The sequence below is a fragment of the Pseudomonas sp. PAGU 2196 genome (assembly GCF_022179005.1).
Lineage (GTDB): Bacteria > Pseudomonadota > Gammaproteobacteria > Pseudomonadales > Pseudomonadaceae > Aquipseudomonas > Aquipseudomonas kermanshahensis.
The window spans coordinates 325,989-348,540 of record NZ_BNTL01000002.1 but is presented as its reverse complement, the minus strand read 5'-3'; the positions used below and the strand labels follow the sequence as shown (position 1 = coordinate 348,540).

Annotated in this window: 17 protein-coding genes; 8 read left to right on the top strand and 9 right to left on the bottom strand. The window is 64.0% G+C overall.

Annotation, left to right across the window (positions count from 1 at the left end; all coding sequences use genetic code 11):
• The first annotated feature begins 12 nt into the window (after window positions 1–12).
• The 3 genes from MFF34_RS03040 to MFF34_RS03030 all read left to right on the top strand — a co-directional run bounded on the left by MFF34_RS03040 (window position 13) and on the right by MFF34_RS03030 (window position 5,908).
• The gene (locus MFF34_RS03040) at window positions 13–5,115 is read left to right on the top strand and encodes an ATP-binding sensor histidine kinase (RefSeq protein ID WP_238210167.1); all 5,103 of its coding nucleotides are present in this window, start codon (window positions 13–15) and stop codon (window positions 5,113–5,115) included.
• Window positions 5,116–5,331: 216 nt separating this feature from the next.
• A complete protein-coding gene (locus MFF34_RS03035) occupies window positions 5,332–5,610 on the top strand; it encodes a type II toxin-antitoxin system RelE/ParE family toxin (protein ID WP_238210159.1) in 279 nt (92 codons plus the stop codon).
• 13 nt (window positions 5,611–5,623) lie between these two features.
• Window positions 5,624–5,908 (top strand): HigA family addiction module antitoxin, encoded by a 285-nt coding sequence (locus MFF34_RS03030; RefSeq protein ID WP_099430780.1) that lies wholly within the window; start codon window positions 5,624–5,626, stop codon window positions 5,906–5,908.
• Between the two features lie 3 nt (window positions 5,909–5,911).
• Here the strand turns inward: MFF34_RS03030 and MFF34_RS03025 are convergent, their stop codons facing one another.
• Together MFF34_RS03025 and MFF34_RS03020 are read right to left on the bottom strand one after the other, a co-directional pair.
• Entirely contained in the window at window positions 5,912–7,699 is a 1,788-nt protein-coding gene (locus MFF34_RS03025) for a monovalent cation:proton antiporter-2 (CPA2) family protein (RefSeq protein WP_027592194.1), read from the bottom strand.
• A 145-nt stretch (window positions 7,700–7,844) separates the two neighbouring features.
• Window positions 7,845–8,819, bottom strand: coding sequence for a GlxA family transcriptional regulator (locus MFF34_RS03020; protein ID WP_027592193.1), 975 nt, complete (start codon window positions 8,817–8,819; stop codon window positions 7,845–7,847).
• Window positions 8,820–8,998: 179 nt separating this feature from the next.
• Between MFF34_RS03020 and MFF34_RS03015 the strand changes: the two genes are divergently transcribed.
• Together MFF34_RS03015 and ycaC (MFF34_RS03010) are read left to right on the top strand one after the other, a co-directional pair.
• Window positions 8,999–9,379 (top strand): AraC family transcriptional regulator, encoded by a 381-nt coding sequence (locus MFF34_RS03015; RefSeq protein WP_050580711.1) that lies wholly within the window; start codon window positions 8,999–9,001, stop codon window positions 9,377–9,379.
• Window positions 9,380–9,461: 82 nt separating this feature from the next.
• Window positions 9,462–10,088, top strand: a complete 627-nt coding sequence (ycaC, locus tag MFF34_RS03010; protein WP_004375560.1) for an isochorismate family cysteine hydrolase YcaC — start codon at window positions 9,462–9,464, stop codon at window positions 10,086–10,088.
• Between the two features lie 75 nt (window positions 10,089–10,163).
• Here ycaC (MFF34_RS03010) and ycaC (MFF34_RS03005) read toward each other — a convergent pair whose 3' ends face one another.
• Window positions 10,164–10,793: an isochorismate family cysteine hydrolase YcaC gene (ycaC, locus tag MFF34_RS03005; protein ID WP_099430781.1), complete on the bottom strand. Its 630-nt coding sequence runs from the start codon at window positions 10,791–10,793 to the stop codon at window positions 10,164–10,166.
• A gap of 135 nt (window positions 10,794–10,928) precedes the next feature.
• Between ycaC (MFF34_RS03005) and MFF34_RS03000 the strand changes: the two genes are divergently transcribed.
• Both MFF34_RS03000 and MFF34_RS02995 read left to right on the top strand, forming a co-directional pair.
• The gene (locus MFF34_RS03000; RefSeq protein WP_238210158.1) at window positions 10,929–11,840 is read left to right on the top strand and encodes a LysR substrate-binding domain-containing protein; all 912 of its coding nucleotides are present in this window, start codon (window positions 10,929–10,931) and stop codon (window positions 11,838–11,840) included.
• Between the two features lie 162 nt (window positions 11,841–12,002).
• Window positions 12,003–13,265, top strand: coding sequence for an OprD family porin (locus tag MFF34_RS02995; RefSeq protein ID WP_238210156.1), 1,263 nt, complete (start codon window positions 12,003–12,005; stop codon window positions 13,263–13,265).
• A gap of 41 nt (window positions 13,266–13,306) precedes the next feature.
• Here the strand turns inward: MFF34_RS02995 and MFF34_RS02990 are convergent, their stop codons facing one another.
• The 4 genes from MFF34_RS02990 to ycaC (MFF34_RS02975) all read right to left on the bottom strand — a co-directional run bounded on the left by MFF34_RS02990 (window position 13,307) and on the right by ycaC (MFF34_RS02975) (window position 17,725).
• Entirely contained in the window at window positions 13,307–15,148 is a 1,842-nt protein-coding gene (locus tag MFF34_RS02990; RefSeq protein WP_186681499.1) for an amidohydrolase, read from the bottom strand.
• A gap of 405 nt (window positions 15,149–15,553) precedes the next feature.
• Window positions 15,554–16,372 carry an alpha/beta fold hydrolase gene (locus tag MFF34_RS02985; protein ID WP_238210154.1) on the bottom strand — a complete coding sequence of 273 codons (819 nt, stop codon included), beginning with the start codon at window positions 16,370–16,372 and terminating at the stop codon, window positions 15,554–15,556.
• A gap of 39 nt (window positions 16,373–16,411) precedes the next feature.
• The gene (locus MFF34_RS02980) at window positions 16,412–16,978 is read right to left on the bottom strand and encodes an antibiotic biosynthesis monooxygenase (RefSeq protein ID WP_238210152.1); all 567 of its coding nucleotides are present in this window, start codon (window positions 16,976–16,978) and stop codon (window positions 16,412–16,414) included.
• A gap of 117 nt (window positions 16,979–17,095) precedes the next feature.
• The gene (ycaC, locus tag MFF34_RS02975; RefSeq protein ID WP_027592185.1) at window positions 17,096–17,725 is read right to left on the bottom strand and encodes an isochorismate family cysteine hydrolase YcaC; all 630 of its coding nucleotides are present in this window, start codon (window positions 17,723–17,725) and stop codon (window positions 17,096–17,098) included.
• Window positions 17,726–17,945: 220 nt separating this feature from the next.
• On the opposite strand from ycaC (MFF34_RS02975), the gene MFF34_RS02970 reads away from it, so the two are divergent.
• A complete protein-coding gene (locus MFF34_RS02970; protein ID WP_238210144.1) occupies window positions 17,946–19,373 on the top strand; it encodes a mechanosensitive ion channel family protein in 1,428 nt (475 codons plus the stop codon).
• A 117-nt stretch (window positions 19,374–19,490) separates the two neighbouring features.
• Here the strand turns inward: MFF34_RS02970 and MFF34_RS02965 are convergent, their stop codons facing one another.
• Together MFF34_RS02965 and MFF34_RS02960 are read right to left on the bottom strand one after the other, a co-directional pair.
• Window positions 19,491–20,777 carry an FAD-binding oxidoreductase gene (locus MFF34_RS02965; RefSeq protein ID WP_027592183.1) on the bottom strand — a complete coding sequence of 429 codons (1,287 nt, stop codon included), beginning with the start codon at window positions 20,775–20,777 and terminating at the stop codon, window positions 19,491–19,493.
• Between the two features lie 181 nt (window positions 20,778–20,958).
• Window positions 20,959–22,449, bottom strand: a complete 1,491-nt coding sequence (locus MFF34_RS02960; protein WP_012274799.1) for an aldehyde dehydrogenase family protein — start codon at window positions 22,447–22,449, stop codon at window positions 20,959–20,961.
• Window positions 22,450–22,552 lie beyond the last annotated feature (103 nt).

The following is a 22,552-nucleotide window of genomic DNA, read 5'->3' as shown; positions in this document are numbered from 1 at the left end:
AGGGGGTGCTTGATGCTCGATGAACGCCTCGCTTACAGGCCCATCGATTATGACCAGTCGATCGACGAGGGCTGGTTGAATCGGTGCGACATCACTCGCCTGGGGCAGGAAGGCGAGCTGACCTACTTCCGCCTGTGTGACCCCGGCACGGGGCAGGCCTGGATCGCTGTGCGCGCCCCAATCGAATCCCCAGCTGCCTGCCAGCGCCTGGAGCACGATTATCGCCTGCGCCTCGACCCGAAGTGGGCCGTGATGCCCTCGGCCTATGTGCGTTCGGCCGAAGGGCCGCTGCTGGTGTATCCGGGCGGCCGCTCGGTCGCCGACCTCATCGCCCAAGGCCCGGCAGCGCTTCCCGGCTTCCTCGACATCGCCGTCAACGCCGCATCAGCATTGGCGCTGGCACACGCTGCCAACGTCCTGCACGGCGCCTTGCAACCCGCGCATATCTGCGTGCAGCACGCGCAGCGGGTGAGGCTTGGCGGGTTTCGCGCGGATGCGCACTCGCTCATCAGCGAGCAAGGCGCCCCCATCGGCAACTGGTCCTACCTGGCGCCAGAACAGATCTGCCCCCTCGGCTCCAGCAGCGACCAACGCAGCGATATCTATGCGCTGGGTGCCATCCTGTACCAGCTTTTGCTGGGCGAGTTGCCGCTCGCCGGGCGCGACACACTGCACTGGCGCCAGCTGCATGCCGGCGTGCAGCCACGGGCGGCCATCGAGGTCGACAACCGCGTGCCGCAGCCACTCAGCCGCATCCTCGCCAAGGCCCTGGCCAAAGAGCCCGATGCCCGCTACCAGACCGCCCGTGCGCTGGCGGTGGACTTTGCTCACTGCCAGCGGCAGTGGCTGGCAGCCCAGGCCATCGAGGATTTCGAGCCTGGCAGCGCTGACCCCCTTTCGCCCAACCACGAACGCCTCTATGGCCGCACAGCCGAGCAGAAGGTCATCACCCTGCTGTTCAAGGCATTGCGCCGCGACAGCGCGCCCCAGGCCCTGTTCATCAAGGGCGCTACCGGCATGGGCAAGTCCAGCCTGGTACAGGCAGCGCTCAAGGGCGGCGCCGAGGGTTATTGGGCCAGCGGCAAGTGCAACAGCCTGGAACGGGCGGTGCCCTATGGGCCCTGGATCGAGATTCTCGGTTCGCTGACCACCCAGTTGCTGGCCAAGAACCGCGATGACCTTGACGCGCTGCGCCGTGAAATTCTGCGGCGCATCAAAGGGCGCGGCCGTTTGCTGGGCAAGCTGGCCCCGGACCTGAAGCTGGTGATCGGCCCCATGGCCGAGTTCCCGGAAAAGCCCACACGGCTCGCCTTGCAGAAAGAGCTGCGAGCGATCGTCGAATTCCTGCAGGTTTTCAGCCGCCCCGGGCGACCATTGGCGCTGTTTCTCGATGACATGCAGTGGGCTGACGACGCCACGCTGCACTTGCTTGATGAACTGCTGGAGCAAGCACCCAGCAACCTGCTGTTGATCTTCGCCCGGCGCAGCGATGCACCGCCCGGCAGCAAGCCCTTGGCGACCCCCGCGTCCATCCGTAGCACCACCCTAGACCTACGCCCCCTCACCGTCGGCGCCGTGATGGAGATGATCAGCGAGCGCTACCACGCCGCGCCTGACGCTGCCTTGCAGCTCGCCGAACTGGTGCATGCGAAGACCGCTGGCAACCCGTTCTTCATCCACCAGATCCTCGGGGCGATGGTCGAGGACCAGTTGTTCACCTTCGACACCCAGACCATGCGCTGGTCGTGGTCGCTGCCAGCAGTAGCGCAACACCGCTATGCCGACAACGTCGCCGACCTGATGGTCCATCGCCTGACACGCCTGCCTGAAGCCCAGCGCACTGTGCTGCGCTTTGCCAGCGCCGCGGGTGGCCGATGCGACGAACGCCTGCTGCGCCGCATGCTGCCACTGCCCGCCGAGCAACTGGCCGAACAGCTCAAGGCCTTGATTGGCGCGGGCTTCCTGCTACCTGGACACAAGGCGCTGGTGTTCTCGCATGATCGCGTACTGGACGCCGCCTACGCACTCACCCCATCGCGCGAGCGGCCGGCGCTGCACGCGCATATTGCCCAAACCATGCGGGCGGCCTGGCAAACAGCTCAGCACGACGCGGTGTTCGAAATCGCCAACCAGGTGCAGTTGGCCAGCCCGCATGCATTTGCTGCCAGCGACTGCGAAGGGTTTCTGGTGCTGCTGCAGGAGGCCGCGTTGCGGGCGCGCGACAATGCCGCCTATGAGCAGGCCGCCGGCTACCTGCAGGCGGCCGACGAACTGCTGCGCCTCGGCGCCACGCCCGGCAGCCAGGCAAACCATGCCTTTGCCATCGCCTGCCTGGCCGCTGAGTGCGACATGCAACTGTCACGCATGCCACAGGCCAACGTTCGCATCCTCGAATGCCACCAGCGTGCGCTATCGGCGCTCGACAAGGCCCGGGTATGCAAGCTTGAAGCACGCCTGCATACCTTGCGTTCGGACTACCCAGCCGCCATCGCCTGCGCCATCGGCGGCCTTGAACTGTTGGGCATCACGCTCGCCCAGGGCATCCACCCCGAGCAAGTCGAGGCAGCCTATGGCCGTGTCCACGCCCTGATCGAGAACAAGGGCCGTCATTGCCTGGAATCGTTGCCCAGGGCCGACTCGGAAGACGCGGCGGTGGCAATCGCGCTGCTGGCGACCCTGTCATCATCGTTCTTCGTCAAGGACGACCTTTGCTTCCTGCACCTGGCCAAGATCATGGAGCTGTCATTGCTCCACGGCGTCGCCCCCGGCAGTACCTATGGCCTGGCCTGGTTCGGCGTGATGGCGGCCGAGCGCTTTGCCGCCTACCACGACGGCCATGCTTACTGCCTGGCAGCGCTCAAGCTGATCGAGCGGCACGGTTTCGAGGCCGACTTGACCAGCGCCCTGCTCGCCCTCGACCAGGTCAGCGCCTGGACGGCGCCGATGGAGTTCGCCCGGCGCACGGCACTGGAAGCGGTCGAATCGCCGCGCCTGAGCGGCGACCTGGCGATGGCCTGCTATGCCCGCAATCACCTGGTTTCCGACTCACTGTTCATGGGCCAACCCTTGCAGGAAGTCAGCGGCGAAGTGGAGCAAGGGTTGGTCACCGTTCGCGGCTACGGCTACAGCGATGTCGAACACATCCTCTTGGCCCAGCAGGCATTCGTCGCTGTCATGACCGGCAGCAGCGGCAGGGTCGGCCTTGCGTCGCGCTCGGGGTGCCAAGCGCCTGCTGAAGCCCGCGTGCACAGCATAAAATCCTGCACCACGCTGTTCTTCAAGCACCTTTACGCCGGCATGTCGGCCTTTTACCTGGGCGATATCAAACAGGCCGTACACCAACTCGCCAGCGCCGGCAGCCATGCCTGGGCCGCCCCTGCACACATCAACCTGGCCGACTACCACCTGTTCCGCGGCCTGACCCTGGGCAGCCCGGAAGCCCCGGGCAGCGCGATGGGCAAATTGGCTGCGCTGCACGAATTGCGCGAGCGCTTTGCGGCGTGGGCGAGCTTCAACCCGGTCACCTTCCGCAACAAGCTCCTGCTGATCGAAGGTGTGATCGCCAAGCTCAGCGGCGATGGCCTGGCCGCCATCCGCTGCTTCGACCAGGCCCAGATCGCCGCCACGGCCGCCGGTTTCATCCACGAGCAGGCTCTGGCCCACGAGCAACTGGCTGAAGTGTGCATCCCCAGTGGCTTGATCTCTGGCGCCAACCTGCACCTGCGCATTGCCCGTGACTGCTTCCACATCTGGGGTGCCACGGGCAAGGTGCGCCAGCTCGAAACCCTGCACCCGTTCTTGCGCACCCAGCCCGTGCAGGAAACCTACCGCTCTGCCAGCCAGGCCAGGCTCGACCTGGAAGTCGGCCTGGAAGCCGCGCGCGCGCTGTCCGAAGAGGTGCTGCTAGAGGGCCTGATCGAAACCTTGATGGGCCACCTGACCCAGCATTCCGGCGCCGACCACGGTGCCCTGCTGATCGTCAGCGGCGCCGAGTTCCAGATGGCCGCGCTGGCCTACATCGACGATGCCGGTCTGCACGTGCGCATGGACAATTGCCAGAAGTTCCTGACCCAGGCGCCGCTGTCGATCATCAATGCCACCCTGCGCACCAAGAAACCCATGGTGCTGAACGACGCCCTCAGCGACTGCCCAGAAGCGTTTCGCCAGGAGCTGCACGCACGCAACGCCCGCTCGGTGCTGTGCCTGCCGCTGCTGCTGCAGGGTGTGCTGATCGGCCTGGTCTACCTGGAAAACCGCCTGGTGCCGAACCTGTTCGGCAGCCAGCGCCTGGCCATGCTGGAGATTCTCGCTTCGCAGGCTGCGGTATCGCTGCAAACTGCCAAGTTCTATACGCGCCTGGCCGAGGACAACCAGAGCCGCGCGCAGATGGAGGCCGAGCTGCGCCGCTCACGTGCAGAGCTTGCCCGCAGCGCGCACCTGCAGGTGATGAACGAGTTGTCCGCCTCCATCGCCCACGAGATCAGCCAGCCCCTGCTCGGCATCGCCGCCAATGCGGCCGCCAGCCTGCGCTGGCTCAAGCGCGGCCAGCCCGACCTGGAAGAAGCCATCGCCGGCCTGGAAGATATCCGCAACGACAGTGAACGGGCAGCCAACATCGTCCGCGCACTGCGGTCGCTGGCCAAACAGTCGCCGATGCAACTCAAGCCGGTGAAGCTCGATGCGCTGATTCTGGAGGTGGTGCGCCTGACATCCTCGGATGCCTTGAAAGGCGGCGTGAAGGTGCAAACCCGATTGCAGGCCGCAACGAGCCTCATGGCCGACCCGGTGCAGCTGCAGCAGCTGATCTACAACCTGATCACCAATGCCCTGGAAGCGCTGGCGGGGTTCCGCGACGATGGCCTGTTGCGCATCACGTCTGCCGTGGTCGAGGCGGGGGTGGAAATTTGCGTGGACGACAATGGGCCAGGGATTGCGCCAGAGGAGCTGGAGCGGGTGTTTGGTGCGTTCTACACCACCAAGAGTGGCGGACTGGGGATGGGGCTGGCGATCTGCAGCTCGGTGATTCAGGCCCATGGTGGGCAGTTGCAGGCTCAGGTTTCGGAGCTGGGCGGGTGCCGGATCAGGTTGACGGTGCCGGTTCGGGCGGATGATTGACCTGTTTTAGCCTATCCGCGAATGGCTGCGCAGCAGCTCCAACCCAACATCGAAATATTTTGGGAAACATCCCACGTAGATAGCGGACGGCATCACCGCGCAAATTCAGGTCCCTGAGAACAGACTGGGCGTCCGGAAATTCTTCAGGAGTACTTGGATGCGCCATTCTATAGTTGACTTGAAAAGTGTAAGGCGTGGCCTTACGATCAGTTCTCTATGATCAAGAGTTTCAGGCACAAGGGCCTGCGGCTGCTTCATCAACGACGAGACTCATCGGGAGTTCGCACAGATCATGTTGCCCGGTTGCGGCGGTTACTCGCGTCGCTCGAGGTTGCGCAAACGCCTTCAAATATGGATCGACCGGGAAATCGCCTGCATATGCTGCGTGGCAAGCTGGATGGCTACTGGGCGGTGAACGTTTCAGGCAACTGGCGTCTTGTGTTCCGCTTCGTTGGTACCGACGTGGAACTTGTCGATTATCTGGACTACCACTAGGAAGCTGAAACCCATGCCTATGTACGATCCACCCCATCCCGGTGAGTCTCTGCGCGAAGACGTTTTGCCTGCTATAGGCATGAGTGTCTCCGGGCTTGCACGCCATCTCGGCTATTCGCGGGGGCAACTGTCCACCGTACTCAATGGGCGTGCCGCCCTATCTGCGGACCTGGCTTATCGTCTTGAACTGGCGGGCCTCGGCGATGCGCGGCAGTACCTTGCCGAACAGGCGGCTTATGATCTCTGGCAAGCCGCGAACCGTGAGCACCCCCAGATTACGCGGCTGGTGTTTGCCTGAAACTCAATCCGCATCCGAATCAAACAACCGCTCCAACTCCACCCGCGCTTCCTTCGCCGTCTGCATCACCTTGGCCCGGTCATCGCGCACCTGCCCCTGCGCCTCCAGCACTTCTTCGTCATGCTGGGTGAACCGCGCAATACGGTCCGCCGCTTGTTCGTCACTCAACCCCAACCCCACCAGCGCACGGCGGGTCAGCTCCAGGCTTGAGTAGAACGTCTCGCGAATGGGCTCGGCACCCACGTCCACCAGCTTGTGCACATGCTGGCGGTTACGTGCCCGGGCCAGCACTTTCAGGTGCGGGTACAGGCGCTTGACCCGCTCCGCCGTGCGGGTGGTGACTTCCGGGTCGTCGGTAGTGATCACGAAATACTCCGCCTCGCCCACCTTGGCCGCATGCAGCACTTCGGGGCGCAGGGGGTCACCGTAGAACACTGGGGCCTGCTCGAACATGCGGGTCATCTCGATGGCGTCCACCGAGGTTTCCAGGGCGATGAAGGGGATCTTCTGGGCACGCAGGATGCGCGAGACGATCTGCCCCATGCGGCCCATGCCTACGATCACCACGCGCGGTGCATCGGTCTGGATCTGCTTGTACTGTTCGGGCACTTCACGCTGCGGTTGCGGGCGCTTGAGGGCACGGGCGCAGCCGAGCATCAGCAGGGGCGTGATGGCCATCGACAAGGTGATGGTCATCATCAGCAGGTCGTAGGTCTGCGTGTCGAACAAGCCTTGGTCCTTGCCCAGCTTGAATACCACGAAGGCGAACTCGCCACCCGCCGCCAGCACCATGCCCAGGCGCAGGGCGCTGGCGCTGTTGAGGCCGCCGGCCAGCCGGCCGACCCCTATCAGCAAGGTCAGCTTGACCGCGATCAGCAGCAGGGTCAGGCCCAGCAGCACCAGCGGCATTTCCAGCAGCAGGCTGAGGTTGGCGCCCATGCCAACACTGATGAAGAACAGCCCCAGCAACAGCCCTTTGAACGGTTCGATCTGCGATTCCAGCTCGTGCCGGTACTCCGAGTCGGCCAGCAACAGGCCGGCCAGGAATGCACCCAAGGCCATGGAGATACCGGCCTCTTCCATCAGCCAGGCGGTGCCGATCACCACCAGCAGTGCGGTGGCGGTTGAAACCTCTGGCAGGCCGGTGCGCGCGACGATGCGGAACACCGGGCGCAGTAAGTAGCGGCCGCCCACGATGACCACGGCGATGCTGGCGAACACCTTCAGTGCATGTTCAAGGCTGTCACCGTGGCCGGTATCCGGGCCGCTGGCGGCCAGCAGCGGGACCAGGGCAATCAGCGGAATGGCAGCGATGTCCTGGAACAGCAGGATGGCAAACGCCAGGCGACCGTGCGGCGCGTTGAGCTGCTTGCTTTCGGCCAGGCTCTGCAGCCCCAGGGCGGTGGATGACAGCGCCAGGCCCAGGCCCAGCACCAAAGCGGCGGCCAGCGACTGGGCGAAGCCGAACAGGGCGATGGCGCCAATCACCGCGCCGGTCAGCAGTACCTGCGCAGCGCCCACGCCGAATACCGACTTGCGCATCAGCCACAAACGCTTGGGCGACAGTTCCAGGCCGATGATGAACAACAGCAGCACCACGCCGAGTTCCGAGATGTGCGCGACGCTTTCGGTATCGCGGATCAGCCCCAGTGCCTGCGGGCCGATGGCCACGCCGGCCAGCAGGTAGCCGATCACGGCGCCCAGTTGCAGGCGCTTGGCCAGGGGAACAGCAAGGACCGCAGCGAGCAGGAAGATCACCGCGGTTTGCAGAAGGCTGCCTTCGTGTGGCATTGGCTCGTACTCCATGAGCTGCCGGGGCAGCGTTGAACAATGTGGCCGGCAATTCTGGGCATTGTGCGGGTATCAGACAATCCGGCTTGCAGGAGAAACATTGTCCCGCTTAACAAGACAATTAGCTGATCGCACACGTCTCGGCTCAGCTCTCGCCAAACTGCGCCCGGTATTGTGCTGGCGTCATGCCGATGCGCTCGCAAAACACCTTGCGCATATGCCGATCACTGCCAAACCCACAGCGTGCCGCCACCACCTTCAACGGCAGGTCGCTGCCTTCGAGCAGTTTGCGCGCTTGGTCAATGCGCGCATTTTGCAGGTACTGCAACGGCGTGATACCGACCTCGCGCTGGAATGTACGGGCAAAGTTGCGGCTGCTCATGGCCACCAGGTCGGCCATTTTCTGCACGGTAAAGGCCTGGTCGATATGGTCGACGATATAGGCCTGCACCCGCGCGGTTGGCGAATCATCACGCGGCACGGCCGCCAGCAACGGGCCGTACGGGGTTTGCCCGCCCTGACGATGGCGAGCGACCAGCAGCACCTTGGCCACTTCCAGGGCCAGGGCCTTGCCGTGGTCTTCGGCGACCACGGCCAGCGCCAGGTCGATACCGGCGGTGATGCCGCCCGAGGTGATCAGGCAGCGGTCGATCACGTAGATCTGTTCGGTCTCGACGTTCGCCTCAGGGAAGGCCCGCGCCAGCCGTTCGACGTAGTTCCAGTGGGTGGTGCAGCGATAGCCGCCGAGCAGGCCGGCCCGGCCCAGCAAGAACACGCCGGTGCAGATGGCACCAAACCGCTTGGCCCCGCGCACGGCCTGTGGCAGCCAGTGCTCAAGGCCCGGCAGCGCGACGTCATAGGCCCCTGGGCCGCCGGGTACCAGCAACAGGTCGACGGCTTCGGGCAGCTCTTCAAGGCGCAGGTCGGCCATCACCCTCAGCCCGCATGAACCGCGCACCGTACCCTGGCCTTCGGCCAAGGTGATCAGCCGGTACTGCCGCTCAGCGGGCAAAAACCGGTTGGCGATGGCAAAGGCGTCCATGGGGCCGGTGACATCCAGCAACAGCACATCATTGAACAGCACCATCGCCACGGTGCGGTGGGCGGGATTTTCCTGCATGCCTCTTTCGCCTTGAATGCGGGCCGCCGGGAGCGGCCTGAAACTGAACACGCGCGCATCTTAAGGTATTGGTATAGCGGCCAGGGCCAGCACTGCACAATTAAGAACTCTTCAGGTTTGGCTCAGGACTTTGTCATGTCGCGGGGGCGAGACTTTCCTCATTGAACAGGAGAGTCGCCATGAGCCCTCTGACGATCCGCAGCACCTCACCGGCCCCAGGCGCGCTGACCCCTGCGCGGCTGCGCCAGGCCAAGGAACTGATGCTGCACAGCCCTTTGTCGATCATCGAGATCGCCGGTGTGTGCAACCTGACCCGCAGCCATTTTTCGCGCGCGTTCAAGGTCAACACCGGTTTGTCGCCCCAGGCCTGGCGCCTGCTGGCGCGCATGGAGAAGGCCAAGCGCCTGCTGGCCACCGAGGCGCCGATCACCCATGTCAGCCTCGAATGTGGTTTCTGCGACCAGTCCCATTTCACCCGGGCTTTCAGCCGCCTGGTCGGCCAGCCGCCCAAAGCGTGGCGGTTGACCACGCAAGGTGCCGCGTCCGGCCCGCATTCTTAAGCGCCTTCTATCCATTGGTATACCACCTTCGGGTAGTACGCCTGAGTTTCACACCCTAAGCCCAATGCAAGGAGTTACCCTCATGAGCCAACCGGATTACAAGCGCCTGAACAAAGACGACGCGGTGGTGCTGCTGGTCGACCACCAGACCGGCCTGATCTCCCTGGTGCAGGACTTCTCGCCCAACGAGTTCAAGAACAACGTACTGGCCCTGGGCGACCTGGCCAAGTTCTTCGGCCTGCCGACCATCCTCACCACCAGCTTCGAACAAGGCCCCAACGGCCCGCTGGTGCCCGAGCTGAAAGAGATGTTCCCAGACGCGCCGTACATTGCCCGCCCTGGCCAGATCAACGCCTGGGACAACGAAGACTTCGTCAAGGCGATCAAGGCGACAGGCCGCAAGCAGTTGATCATCGCCGGCGTGGTCACTGACGTGTGCGTGGCCTTCCCGACCTTGTCGGCGCTGGCTGAAGGCTTCGAGGTGTTCGTGGTGACCGACGCTTCCGGCACCTTCAACGAAACCGTGCAGCAGGCCGCGTGGGTACGCATGACCCAAGCGGGCGCACAAATGATGAACTGGTTCTCGGTGGCCTGTGAGCTGCACCGCGACTGGCGCAACGACATCGAAGGGCTGGGCAATCTGCTGTCGCAGCGGATCCCCAACTACCGCAACCTGATGAACAGCTATGCGGCGTTGAGCGCTCGCTGATCCAAGCCAGCACAGCGACAAAAAAGCCGGCACCCTCACAGGGCGCCGGCCTTTTCGTTTGCCACTAGCGGGTGATTACTTACCCGCCGTCAGCGCGTTGTAGCTGGTCATCAAATTCCGATAATCCGGAATGTGGTTGGAGCACAGTGCCGCCAACCCTTCGACGTCATTGCGCCAGTCGCGGTGCAGCTCACAGGCCACGCCGAACCAGGTCATCAGCTGCGCACCGGCACGGCTCATGCGGTCATGGGCGGCATCGCGGGTCATTGCATTGAAGGTGCCGGAAGCGTCGGTTACCACGAACACCTCGAACTCTTCTTCCAAGGCTGCCAGCGCCGGGAATGCCACACAGACCTCGGTCACCACACCGGCGATGATCAGCTGCTTCTTGCCAGTGGCCTTCACTGCCTTGACGAAATCTTCGTTGTCCCAGGCGTTGATCTGGCCTGGGCGGGCAATGTACGGGGCCTCTGGGAACAGCGCTTTCAGCTCGGGGACCAGCGGGCCGTTGGGGCCTTGCTCGAAGCTGGTGGTAAGGATGGTTGGCAGGTTGAAGAACTTGGCCAGGTCCGCCAGGGCCAGTACGTTGTTCTTGAATTTGTCCGGCTCGATGTCACGGACCAGGGACAACAGGCCAGCCTGGTGGTCGACCAGCAGCACAGCGGCGTCATCTTTGTTCAGGCGGTTGTAGGTGAATTTGCTCATGGTCCGTGCTCCTAAAAGGTTTCGATGTTTTCAGTAAGTGGGGTGTTTCGCGTTGATGGGCACAGATTAAATTCATCACCTTTGCTGCGGTAGACTGCGAAAATTGCCTTTAGCGTTCCATTTGGAGAACGATCATTGGAAGACCTCAACTCCCTCTACTACTTCACCCAAGTCGTCGAGCACGGCGGCTTCGCCCCGGCCGGGCGGGCGCTGGACATGCCCAAGTCAAAACTCAGCCGGCGCATTGCCGACCTTGAGGACCGCCTGGGCGTGCGCCTGCTGCACCGCACCAGCCGGCACTGCTCGTTGACCGAAATCGGCCAGGCCTACTACAACCGCTGCCTGGCCATGCGCGTGGAAGCCGAGGGCGCGGCGGAGATCATCGAGCGCAACCGCAGCGAGCCGCGCGGCCTGGTGCGCATCAGCTGCCCGACCACCCTGCTCAATTCCTGGGTCGGGCCGATGCTGACCCGCTACATGCTCAAGTACCCGCAGGTGGAGCTGTTCATCGAAAGCACCAACCGCCGCGTCGACCTGCTGCACGAAGGCTTCGATGTCGCGCTGCGCGTGCGCTTTCCGCCACTGGAAAACACCGACATGGTGATGAAGGTGCTGAGCAACAGCACCCAGTGCCTGGTGGGGCATCCGCAGTACCTGGCGCAACTGCCCGAAGGCTTCGACCCGCAGCTGCTTGGCACGCTGCCCAGCGTGCATTGGGGCAGCGCCCAGCGTGAGTACCAATGGGAGCTGTTCCAGGGCGAGGACATGAGCCGCAGCATCGTGATCCCGCACACGCCGCGCATGGTCACCGACGACCTGTTCGCGCTGCGGCATTTTGTAGTGGCCGGGGTTGGCATCGCGCACTTGCCACGGGTGGCCGTGCGCGAAGACTTGGCCGAGGGCCGGCTGGTGGAGTTGCTGCCGGCGTGGCACCCGCGGTGCGGCATCGTGCATGCGATCTTCCCGTCACGGCGCGGGTTGTTGCCATCGGTGCGGTCGCTGATCGATCACCTGGCCGAGGAGTTCGCGATCAGCGACATGGCCTGAGTCAGTTGCTGTCGGTACCGGCCTCTTCGCGGGGCACCAGCGCCCTGGAGACCACGCGATTCCTGTGGGAGCGGGCTTGCCCCGAGAAGAGGCCAGCACACCCTTACAAGACCTTGGCCTACGCTTGCCTCACAGTCTCGGATCATCCACCCCGGAGCCCTCATGATCCGCGCCAATCACGGACCAGGCCGCGCCCTGCTCGCCTCCCTCGCCCTCTGCCCCGCCCTTAGCCAGGCAGATGAACCCGGCTGGTCGCTGCTCAGCCGCAACTACTTCCTGCACAGCGACTTCCGCTCGCCTTCCGGCAGCGGCCAAAACTACCGCCAGGAATGGGCCCAAGGCTTCATCGGTGAAATCCGTTCGGGGTTCACCGAAGGCACGCTGGGTGTTGGCATCGACGCGCATGGCTTTCTTGGCCTCAAGCTTGACGGTGGACGCGGCCATGCCGGTACCGGCTTGCTGCCGCGTGACAGCGATGGGCGTGCCGAGTCCGACTATTCCAGCGCCGGTGCAGCCCTCAAGCTACGCCTGGGCAATACCCTGCTGCGCTACGGCGAGATGACTGTCGAGACACCGGTGTTCGACACCGGCGACAAACGCCTGCACCCCGAATACGCCACGGGTTGGTTGCTGGAGAACACCGACCTGCCCGACTGGCGCCTGCAGGCGGGCCGCTTCACTGCGTTCAACAACCAGGACAACAGCTCGACCCACGACGATTTTGCCGGCTACGGCGCCACCACCCATGGCCGCGCTATCAGCCTGGCCGGCGCCACGTTCGCCCCCGATGGCCCGTTCGGCGGTGCGCTGTACACCAGCCAGCTGCAAGACACCTGGCGCCAGGCCTACCTCAATCTCAACCTGGCCGAGGGCAATTGGCGCCTGGACGGCAACCTCTACAAAACCCGCGATACCGGCAACGCCAGCGCTGGCGCCATCGACACCACCGCCTACAGCCTGGCGGGCAAGTACCGCTTCGGTGCCCAGGCGCTGACCCTGGCCTACCAGAAGGTCGAGGGCGACACCCCCTTCGACTTCGTCGGCGGCGACTCCATCTACCTGGCCAACTCGATCAAGTACGCCGACTTCAACGGCCCCGGCGAGCGTTCGTGGCAACTGCGTTACGACCTCGACTTCGCCACCCTCGGCATGCCCGGCCTGAGCCTGATGGGCCGCTACGTCAGCGGCCGCGGTGTCGATGGCACGCATGCCCCGGCAGGTGGCGCCTACACGGCGCAACAGGGCCAGGACGGGCGCCACTGGGAGCGCGATGTCGACCTCAAGTACGTGGTGCAGTCCGGCGCCGCCAAAGACCTCAGCCTGGCGCTGTCCCACGTCAGCCACCGCGCCAACCAAGCCCAGGCAGGCGATGATATCGACCGCCTCTACTTGATCATCGAATACCCACTCAAAGGCGGTTTTTGAACAAAAAAGGGGCCTTTACGGGCCCCTTTCCTCACGTCAACTTAGAACGCAAAACACGAACACCCCAATGCCCCCCAGAACCCTTGGAAGTCGTTCACCGGCACGCTGGAATGCCGCGCCTTCTCGTGGCTGTGTGCATGCACCCCACACGGCCCGCTGCACTGGTGCACCGCCGCTGCCAGCGATGGCGTACCCACACGCCAGTGCCCCGGCACCTTGGCCACCGGCGACCATTCCGGCAGTACCGGTACCTGCGGTGGCCCGAGCCTGTCGAACTCGCCGGCCGCGTACACGACCTTGCCGTCAACGATGGTCAGCACCGACTCGATGCCCTTGATCGCTTCTTCCTCGACACTGAAGAAGTCCAGCGACAACGCCGCCAAGTCCGCCAACTGGCCAACCTTGATCTGGCCCTTCTTGCCCTGCTCGCTGGAGAACCAGGCGCTGCCCTGCGTGAACAACTGCAGCGCGGTGTCACGGCTCAGGCCCTCGGGGTACAGCTCCATGCCGCCGACGGTCTTGCCGCTGACCAGCCAGTACAGCGAAGTCCACGGGTTGTAGCTGGAGACGCGGGTCGCGTCGGTACCGGCCCCAACCGGCACGCCCATGTCGAGCATGCGCTGGATCGGCGGGGTCTGCTCGGCAGCCTTGGCGCCGTAGCGGTCGACGAAGTACTCACCCTGGAAGGCCATGCGGTCCTGGATGGCGATACCGCCGCCCAAGGCGCGCACGCGCTCGATGTTCTGCGGGGTGATGGTCTCGGCGTGGTCGAAGAACCACGGCAGGCCATTGAACGGGATGTCGCGGTTGACCTTCTCGAACACATCCAGCATGCGCGTGATGGATTCGTTGTAGGTGGCGTGCAGGCGGAACGGCCAGCGCTGCTCGACCAGGTGGCGTACCACCGGTTCCAGCTCTTCTTCCATGGTTTGCGGCAGGTCCGGGCGCGGCTCGAGGAAGTCCTCGAAGTCGGCCGCGGAGAACACCAGCATCTCACCCGCGCCGTTATGGCGCAGGAAGTCGGTGCCGCTGTGCAGCTTGACGCTGGAGGTCCACTTCTTGAAGTCGTCGAGTTCTTCCTTGGGCTTCTGGGTGAACAGGTTGTAGGCGATGCGCACGGTCAGCTGGTTGTTGTCTGCCAGCTCCTGGATCACCGAGTAATCGTCGGGGAAGTTCTGGTAGCCGCCCCCGGCGTCGATGGCGCTGGTCAGGCCCAGGCGGTTGAGCTCACGCATGAACTGGCGGGTCGAGTTGACCTGGTACTCCAGCGGCAGCTTCGGCCCTTTGGCCAGGGTGGCGTAGAGGATCATCGCGTTAGGGCGAGCGATGAGCATGCCGGTCGGCTCGCCGAACTTGTTGCGCTGGATCTCGCCACCCGGCGGGTTCGGCGTGTCCTTGGTGTAACCCACAGCTTTGAGCGCGGCGCGGTTGAGCAGCGCGCGGTCGTACAGGTGCAGCAGGAACACTGGGGTATCGGGCGCGGCCTGGTTGATTTCCTCCAGGGTCGGCATGCGCTTTTCAGCGAACTGGAACTCGTTCCAGCCACCGACCACACGCACCCACTGCGGGGTCGGGGTACGGGCGGCCTGGTCCTTGAGCATGCGCAGGGCATCGGCTACCGAAGGCACGCCTTCCCAGCGCAGCTCCAGGTTGTAGTTCAGGCCACCGCGGATCAGGTGCAGGTGGGAGTCGTTCAGGCCCGGGATGACCGTGCGCTGCTTGAGGTCGATGATCTGCGTGGTGGCGCTTTTGTGGGCCATGGCTTCGGCGTCGCTGCCGACGGCGATGAAGCGGCCGTCCTTGATGGCGACGGCGGTGGCGGTGGGCTTCTCACGGTCGACAGTGTGCAGTTTGCCATTGAACAGAATGAGGTCGGCGGTCATGGAGCCTCCTTGAGTGGATGCATGGGCGGAACCGGCGGAGCCGGCGAAGGGCAATGCGGACCAGAGCGCGCCGGCGGCACCGAGCACGGTGCTGGTGGCGAGGAACTGGCGACGGCTCTTGTCGTTAGGGTCCTGGGACATGGTCTTCTCCGTCTGGGTGCGGCAGCGGCAAGCGCAACTGCGGAGCATGCCGGTTCAAGCCTGGTCAGGGATTGCATGGATGTGCGGTGGGTTGAAGAAGGTTAGCCCTGTTCAAATTTTGTGCTGCCAGGGCCGGCCTCTTCGCGGCGGTCCGGCGCCCCGGTGAACCCGCTCCCACAGGGGCATCACATGCCCCAAAAGCTGTGTTGAACCTGTGGGAGCGGGTTTACCGGGGCGCCGGACCGCCGCGAATGCCTCACACCGTCATCGCTGGAGGAACGCCAACAAGTCTTCATTCAGCTGCTGCGCATGTGTCACGGCAAACCCATGCGGCGCACCTTCATACACCTTCAGCTCGGCCCCAAGAATCAACTCGGCGGCTTTCTTGCCCGTGGTCTCGAACGGCACGATCTGGTCCGCATCACCGTGAATCACCAAGGTCGGCACCTCGATCTTGGCCATGTCCGGGCGGAAGTCGGTCTCGGAGAACGCGGTGACGCAATCCAGCGTGCCCTTGATCGAGGCCAGCAGCGCGATGTTCAGGGTCTGCGTCAGCACCCCCTGGGACACCTGCTGCCCTTGGTTCAAGCCATAAAACGGTGTGGCAAAATCGGCGATGAACTGCGCCCGGTCGGCACGCAGGCCCGCCTGAATACCCTCGAACACCGCAGCCTCGACCCCCTCAGGGTTGTCATCCCGCTGGCCAAACACCGGCGTCACCGCGCCCAGCAACACAAGCCCGGCCACCCGCTCGTTACCATGGCGCGCGATGTAGCGGCTGACATCGCCACCGCCCATGGAGAAGCCCACCAAGGTCACTTCACGCAGGTCGAGGTGTTCGATCAGCTGGGCGATGTCATCGGCAAATGTGTCGTAGTCATAGCCATTCCACGGCTGGCTCGACCGGCCGAAACCACGGCGGTCGAAGGCGATGGCGCGGTAGCCACGGCTGGCCAGGAATTCCATCTGCGAATCCCACATGTCGGCGTCCAACGGCCAACCGTGGCTGAACAGCACGGGCTTGCCGCTGCCCCAGTCCTTGAAATAGAGCGAAGTGCCATCGCGGGTTACGAGTGTGCTCATATCGGTATCTCCTTGAACGTCTATGGGGAAGGGGCTGAATCAGCCACGCAGCCAGTTGGCGCAGCGGCGGGTTACCCACGGCATGATGTAGAACACCACGGGCAGGATGACAAACAGGTTGACGATCAGGTTGCCGGTGATCGCGCCGCCCACGTGCGGAAAGCGCGCGAACAACGGCGCCAGCAGTTGCGGAATGACCATGGTCATCGGGCAGATCACCAGGTAGGTCAGCAACGCCTGCTTCCAGCGCGGCGGTTGTGCCGCTGTGGTGCTCGGTGGGGTGAACCAGAACTCTGGGTCTTCGTGAACCTGGGTGTTGTCACCCTCCTCCAGCAGCGGCAGCACCTGGCTGACCAGCGTCTGGCGCTCGGTGGAGTTGACCCAGGCCTGCAGCAGGCTGGCATCGCTGAAGCGCACCACGGTGGTGAAGTGGCGGCCGCCGTCTTCGGGGCGGATCACGTTGACGTCGAGGTGGCCGGGTTGGCGGCGCGCGGCACTGACCGTGTGCTTGAGCCAGTCCTCGTAGCCGGCCAGCGCCTCGGCGCGAACCTTGTGCTGGATGACCAGGGTGACCACGTTGCGGTTGTCTTGGAGTGCGGTGTTCATCGACATTCCTTGGGATGAGCTGGCCCGCACTCACTGTGCAACAGCGAACGGGCGGAGGATTGAATGGGTGTGCTGCCCTTGCCGGGCACCGACGGTCGGTGCCCGGTGCGCGGCGGGTTACTTGCCGGCGTTGAAGGCGTTGTAGCTGGTCATCAGATTGCGGTAGTCCGGGATGTGGTTGGAGCACAGCGCCGCCAGGCCTTCGACGTCATTGCGCCAGTCGCGGTGCAGCTCACAGGCCACGCCGAACCAGGTCATCAGCTGCGCACCGGCCTGGCTCATGCGGTCATGGGCGGCATCGCGGGTCATCGCGTTGAAGGTGCCGGACGCATCGGTTACCACGAACACCTCGAACTCTTCTTCCAAGGCTGCCAGGGCCGGGAAGGCGACGCAGACCTCGGTCACTACACCGGCGATGATCAGCTGCTTCTTGCCGGTCGCCTTTACCGCTTTGACGAAGTCTTCGTTGTCCCAGGCGTTGATCTGGCCTGGGCGGGCAATGTAAGGGGCGTCTGGGAACAGCGCTTTCAATTCAGGCACCAGCGGGCCGTTGGGGCCTTGCTCGAAGCTGGTGGTGAGGATGGTTGGCAGGTTGAAGAACTTGGCCAGGTCGGCCAGGGCCAGCACGTTGTTCTTGAACGCGTCTGGCTCGATGTCGCGGACCAGGGACAGCAGGCCAGCCTGATGATCGACCAGCAGCACAGCGGCGTCGTCTTTGTTCAGGCGGTTGTATTTGAATTGGGCCATGGTCGTTGCTCCTAAGGGTTTTGATGTTCAGTAAGTTGGGTGTTTCGCGTTGATGGGAGAAGATTAAAACCATCACCTTTGGAGCGGTAGATAGCGATTTTTGGCTTTAGCGTTCTGTTTTGTGAACGATGGATTGGCAATCGATTTGCTAGCCCCATTGCCTGCCCGATCAACCTGCTCTATTACTAGCCGAAGCCCTCCCCTCACCCCCGAGACCACCATGCTGGCTTTCATCCAGTCGTCCCCGTTGTTGCTCGGCACTTCACTGATCCTGCTCGACCTGATTCTCTGGCAACTGATCCCCCTCCAACGCCGGGCCTGGCGTATTGGCTCGCGGCTGGTGATTTTCCTGCTGTTCAGCTGGGTGCTGCTGGCCGCGGGCATGAGCCCTTTGCAGCCGCCGCCATGGCCTGACGATGTGTCGCGCAACCTGATGGCGACAGTGCTGACGATCGGCTGGTGGCTGTTTGGTGCGCGCACGGTGACCGTGGTGTTCGGGCTGTTGCTGGTGGCGCGTGGCAGCCATGGCGGGCGGTTGCTGCAGGATGTGCTGGGGGCGCTGATCTTTTTGGCGGCGGTGGTGGCTGCGGCGGGCTATGTGATGCAACTGCCGGTGAAGGGGCTGCTGGCCACCTCCGGGGTGATGGCCATCGTCATCGGCCTGGCGTTGCAAAGCACCTTGGCCGACGTGTTCAGCGGCATCGTGCTGAATACGACGCGGCCGTATCAGATCGGCGATGCCATCTCCATCGACGGCACCGAAGGCAAGGTGCTGGACATCGACTGGCGTGCCACGCGGCTGCTGACCAGTGCCGGCAGCCTGGCGGTGATCCCCAACTCGGTCGCGGCCAAAGCCAAACTGCTCAACCACAGCCGCCCGCCTGACGTGCATGGGGTGTCGATCAGTGTGGTGGTGCCGGCCAAGGTGCGCCCCAAGCGGGTGTTCGATGCGCTGGAAAAGGCCCTGCAGGGCACGCGCGCGATACTCGCCACGCCCAAGCCCAAGGTCACGGTGAAGGCTTCGACCCTGGAGTCGGTGGAGTACGAAGCCAGTGGCTTCGTTGCCGACATGGGCGGCAAGAGCGACGCGCGCAATCAGCTGTTCGACCTGGCCCATCGGCACCTGGAGGCCAGTGGCGTGATGTGGAACGTCGACCTGGCCCTGCCGCCGCGCAGCCGCCAACGCGAGGTGCTGGATGAAGTGCGGGTGTTCCGCTCACTGAGCGATGAAGAGCGCGATGCGCTGAGCCAGCGCATGACGGCCGTGGAATACTTGGCGGACCAAGTGATCCTGGGTGTGGGCGAGCGCTCGGATCACCTGTTGGTGATTGGCAGCGGCGTGGTTTCAGCGTCGATTCGCGATGGCGACAAGCTGCTGGAAGCCGGGCGCATGGGGCCGGGAGAAGTGCTGGGGATCGAGGGCATCATCGACGAAGACGACGGCTTTGCCGAGTTCCGCACGCTGACCAGTTGCGTGCTTTACCGCATCGACAAGGAACAGGTGAAGAGCTGCCTGGTGCAGCGGGGCGAGGTGCAGACGGCGTTGAGCAAGTTGCAGCGGTTCAGGCGGCAGAGCCGGGAGTCGTTGTTGCTGCAGAAGCCGACCCTGATCAAGAAAGGTGGCTTTCTCAGTTGGTTGCACAAGTAATGTTTTTCACTGTGCTGGCCTCTTCGCGGGGCAAGCCCGCTCCCACAGATACATCGCAAAGGTTGAATTCACCGGTGTACTTGTGGGAGCGGGCTTGCCCCGCGAAGAGGCCAGTGGCTACAACACCACCCTCAAGCACTGCCCGGCGTGGTACAGCGAGAACCCGGACTCGTAGAACGCCGTGCGCAGCGACGGCGCGCTCACCCCGGTCATTGGCGAGAACGGAATCGGCAGGCTGTCCGCTTCGTCCTTGAGCAAGAACTCGGCAAAGGCTCGCCCGATCACGGTCCCGGTAGTGTTGCCGCGGCCGTTGTAACCGGTCACCGCCACCAGCCCCGGCGCCGGCTCGAACAGGCGCATCAGGTGGTCGGGGGTAAAGTCGATGCAGCCGGTCCAGTGCATCTCCCACTCGACCTTGCCCAGCTCAGGGTAGTAATGGCTCTGGATGCGGTCAGCCCAGCTGCGCACGAACCAGGCCGGCTTGTTGTCGACCCGGCCCAGGCTGCCGAGCAGCAGGCGGCCCTGGTCGTCGCGGCGGATGCTGCTGAGTACGGTGCGGGTGTCCCAGGAGCCCTGGCCATGCGGCAGCACCTTGTCAGCGGCAGCGCCGTGCAGCGGCTTGGACGCGACCTGGTAGTAGTAACCGCGGAAGAACTGCTTCTGCAGGTTGCTCCAGTCGCCTTCGGTGTAGGCACCGGTGGAAATCACCACTTTGTCGGCGCGCACCGAGCCACGTGCCGTTTTCACGCGCCAGCCATCGCCTTCGCGCTCCAGGCCCTCGACCGAGGACTGCTGGAACACCTTGCCACCCAGGCGCGAAACCGCAGCGGCCAGGCCTTGGGTGTAACCCATGGGGTTGATGGTGCCGGCGCGGCGGTCGAGCAGCGCGGCGGAAATCTTGTCGGTACCGCAGTATTCCTGGCACTGGGCGCCGGTCAGCAGCTCGACGTCAGCGCCGCGGCGGCTCCATTGTTCATGGCGGGCTTCGAGGTCGGCAATGCCGGTGGCGTTGTGCGCCATGTGCAGCGTGCCTTTGTGCTGGGCTTGGCAGTCGATGCCCAGGCGCTCGATCATGGCGAATACCTCGCCCGGTGCTTCGCCAAGCACCTTGTTCAAGCGGCTGCCCTGCTTCTGGCCGAGGGTCGCCTCGACGTCGTCGGGACGGATCCAGGTGCCGGCATTGACCAGGCCGACGTTACGTCCGGAGCCACCGTGGCCGATCTTCCAGGCTTCCAGCAAGATCACCGACTTGCCCTGTTCGAGCAGGTGGATCGCTGCGGACAGGCCGGTGATGCCGCCACCGATGACACAGACATCGGCCTTGTGCTCACCGGCCAGGGCCTGGGCGGCGACGGTCGGTTTGCTGACGAATTCCCACAAGCATTGTTGACGCAGTTCGGACATGGCCGGCTCCAGCAGTGTTGTTCTTATTGCGGGTGCATCTGGTTTTGTTGGGGCCGCTTTGCGGCCCATTCGCGGGACAAGCCCGCTCCCACAGGGACCACACAGGCCTGAAAGGCAGCGGGGATCCTGTGGGAGCGGGCTTGCCCCGCGAACCGGGGGCAAAGCCCCCGGCCATGCAGCATCAGTCGAACACGATACCCTGCGCCAGCGGCAGCTCGCGCGAGTAGTTGACGGTGTTGGTCTGACGACGCATGTAGCCTTTCCAGGCATCCGAACCGGATTCACGACCACCGCCGGTTTCTTTTTCGCCACCAAAAGCACCGCCGATCTCGGCGCCGCTGGTGCCGATGTTGACGTTGGCGATGCCGCAGTCGCTACCCGAGGCACTCTGGAAGCGCTCGGCTTCACGGATGTCGGTGGTGAAGATGCACGAGGACAGGCCTTGTGGCACTTCGTTGTTCAGGCGCAGGGCCTCTTCGAAATCATCGTAGGCCAGCACGTAGAGGATCGGCGCGAAGGTCTCGTGGCGAACCACGTCGCTCTGGGCCGGCATCTCGGCGATGGCTGGGGACACGTAGTAGGCGTTCGGGTACTGGTCAGCCAGCTGACGCTCGCCGCCAAACACCTGGCCACCTTCGTCGCGGGCCTTGGCCAGCGCGCCCTGCATGGCGTCGAACGACAGTTTGTCGATCAGCGGGCCCACCAGGTTGTCTTTGCGTGGGTCGCCGATACGTACTTTGCCGTAGGCGGCTTTGACGCGGGCAACCACTTCGTCCTTGATCGAGCGGTGCACGATCAGGCGGCGCAGGGTGGTGCAGCGCTGGCCCGCAGTACCCACGGCGGAGAACAGGATGCCGCGCACAGCCAGGTCCAGGTCCGCACTCGGGGCCAGGATCATGGCGTTGTTGCCGCCCAGTTCGAGGATGCTGCGGCCGAAGCGGGCGGCAACACGTGGGCCGACTTCACGGCCCATGCGGGTGCTGCCCGTGGCGCTGACCAGCGGCACACGTGGGTCATCGACCATCGCTTCGCCCGCTTCACGGCCACCGATGACCAGTTGCGCCAGGCCAGCCGGTGCATCGCCAAAGGCTTTCAGGGCTTTTTCGAACAGCGCCTGGCAGGCCAGGGCGGTCAGTGGGGTCTTTTCCGACGGCTTCCACACCACCGAGTTACCGGCCACCAGGGCCAGCGCGGTGTTCCAGGCCCAGACGGCAACCGGGAAGTTGAAGGCGCTGATCACACCAACCACGCCCAGCGGGTGCCAGGTTTCACGCATGTGATGGCCAGGGCGCTCGGAGGCGATGGTCAGGCCGTACAACTGACGCGACAGGCCAACGGCGAAGTCGCAGATGTCGATCATTTCCTGGACTTCACCCAGGCCTTCCTGGGTGATCTTGCCGGCTTCGATCGAAACCAGTTCGCCGAGGTCGGCCTTGTGTTCACGCAGCACTTCACCGAACAGGCGGACCAGCTCGCCACGGCGCGGGGCCGGCACGGTGCGCCAGGCGTCGAAGGCGCTTTGCGCCTGATCGATGCGGGCGATGGTCTCGGCCTTGCCGAGCAGTTTCACCGAGGCGATCTGGCTGCCGTCGATCGGCGTGTGAACAGGGTAGTCGCCCTGGGTGTAAGCCTCGGCGGCAACGCCAAGGCGCTCGAGCAATCCAGCAACCATTTGTGCATCTCCTACATCGGTGATGGGGTGGAAAAATGATGTGGATCAGTATTAATCCGATCACACTAGTGCAACAAACGACCTTTATTCCGCATATCATTCC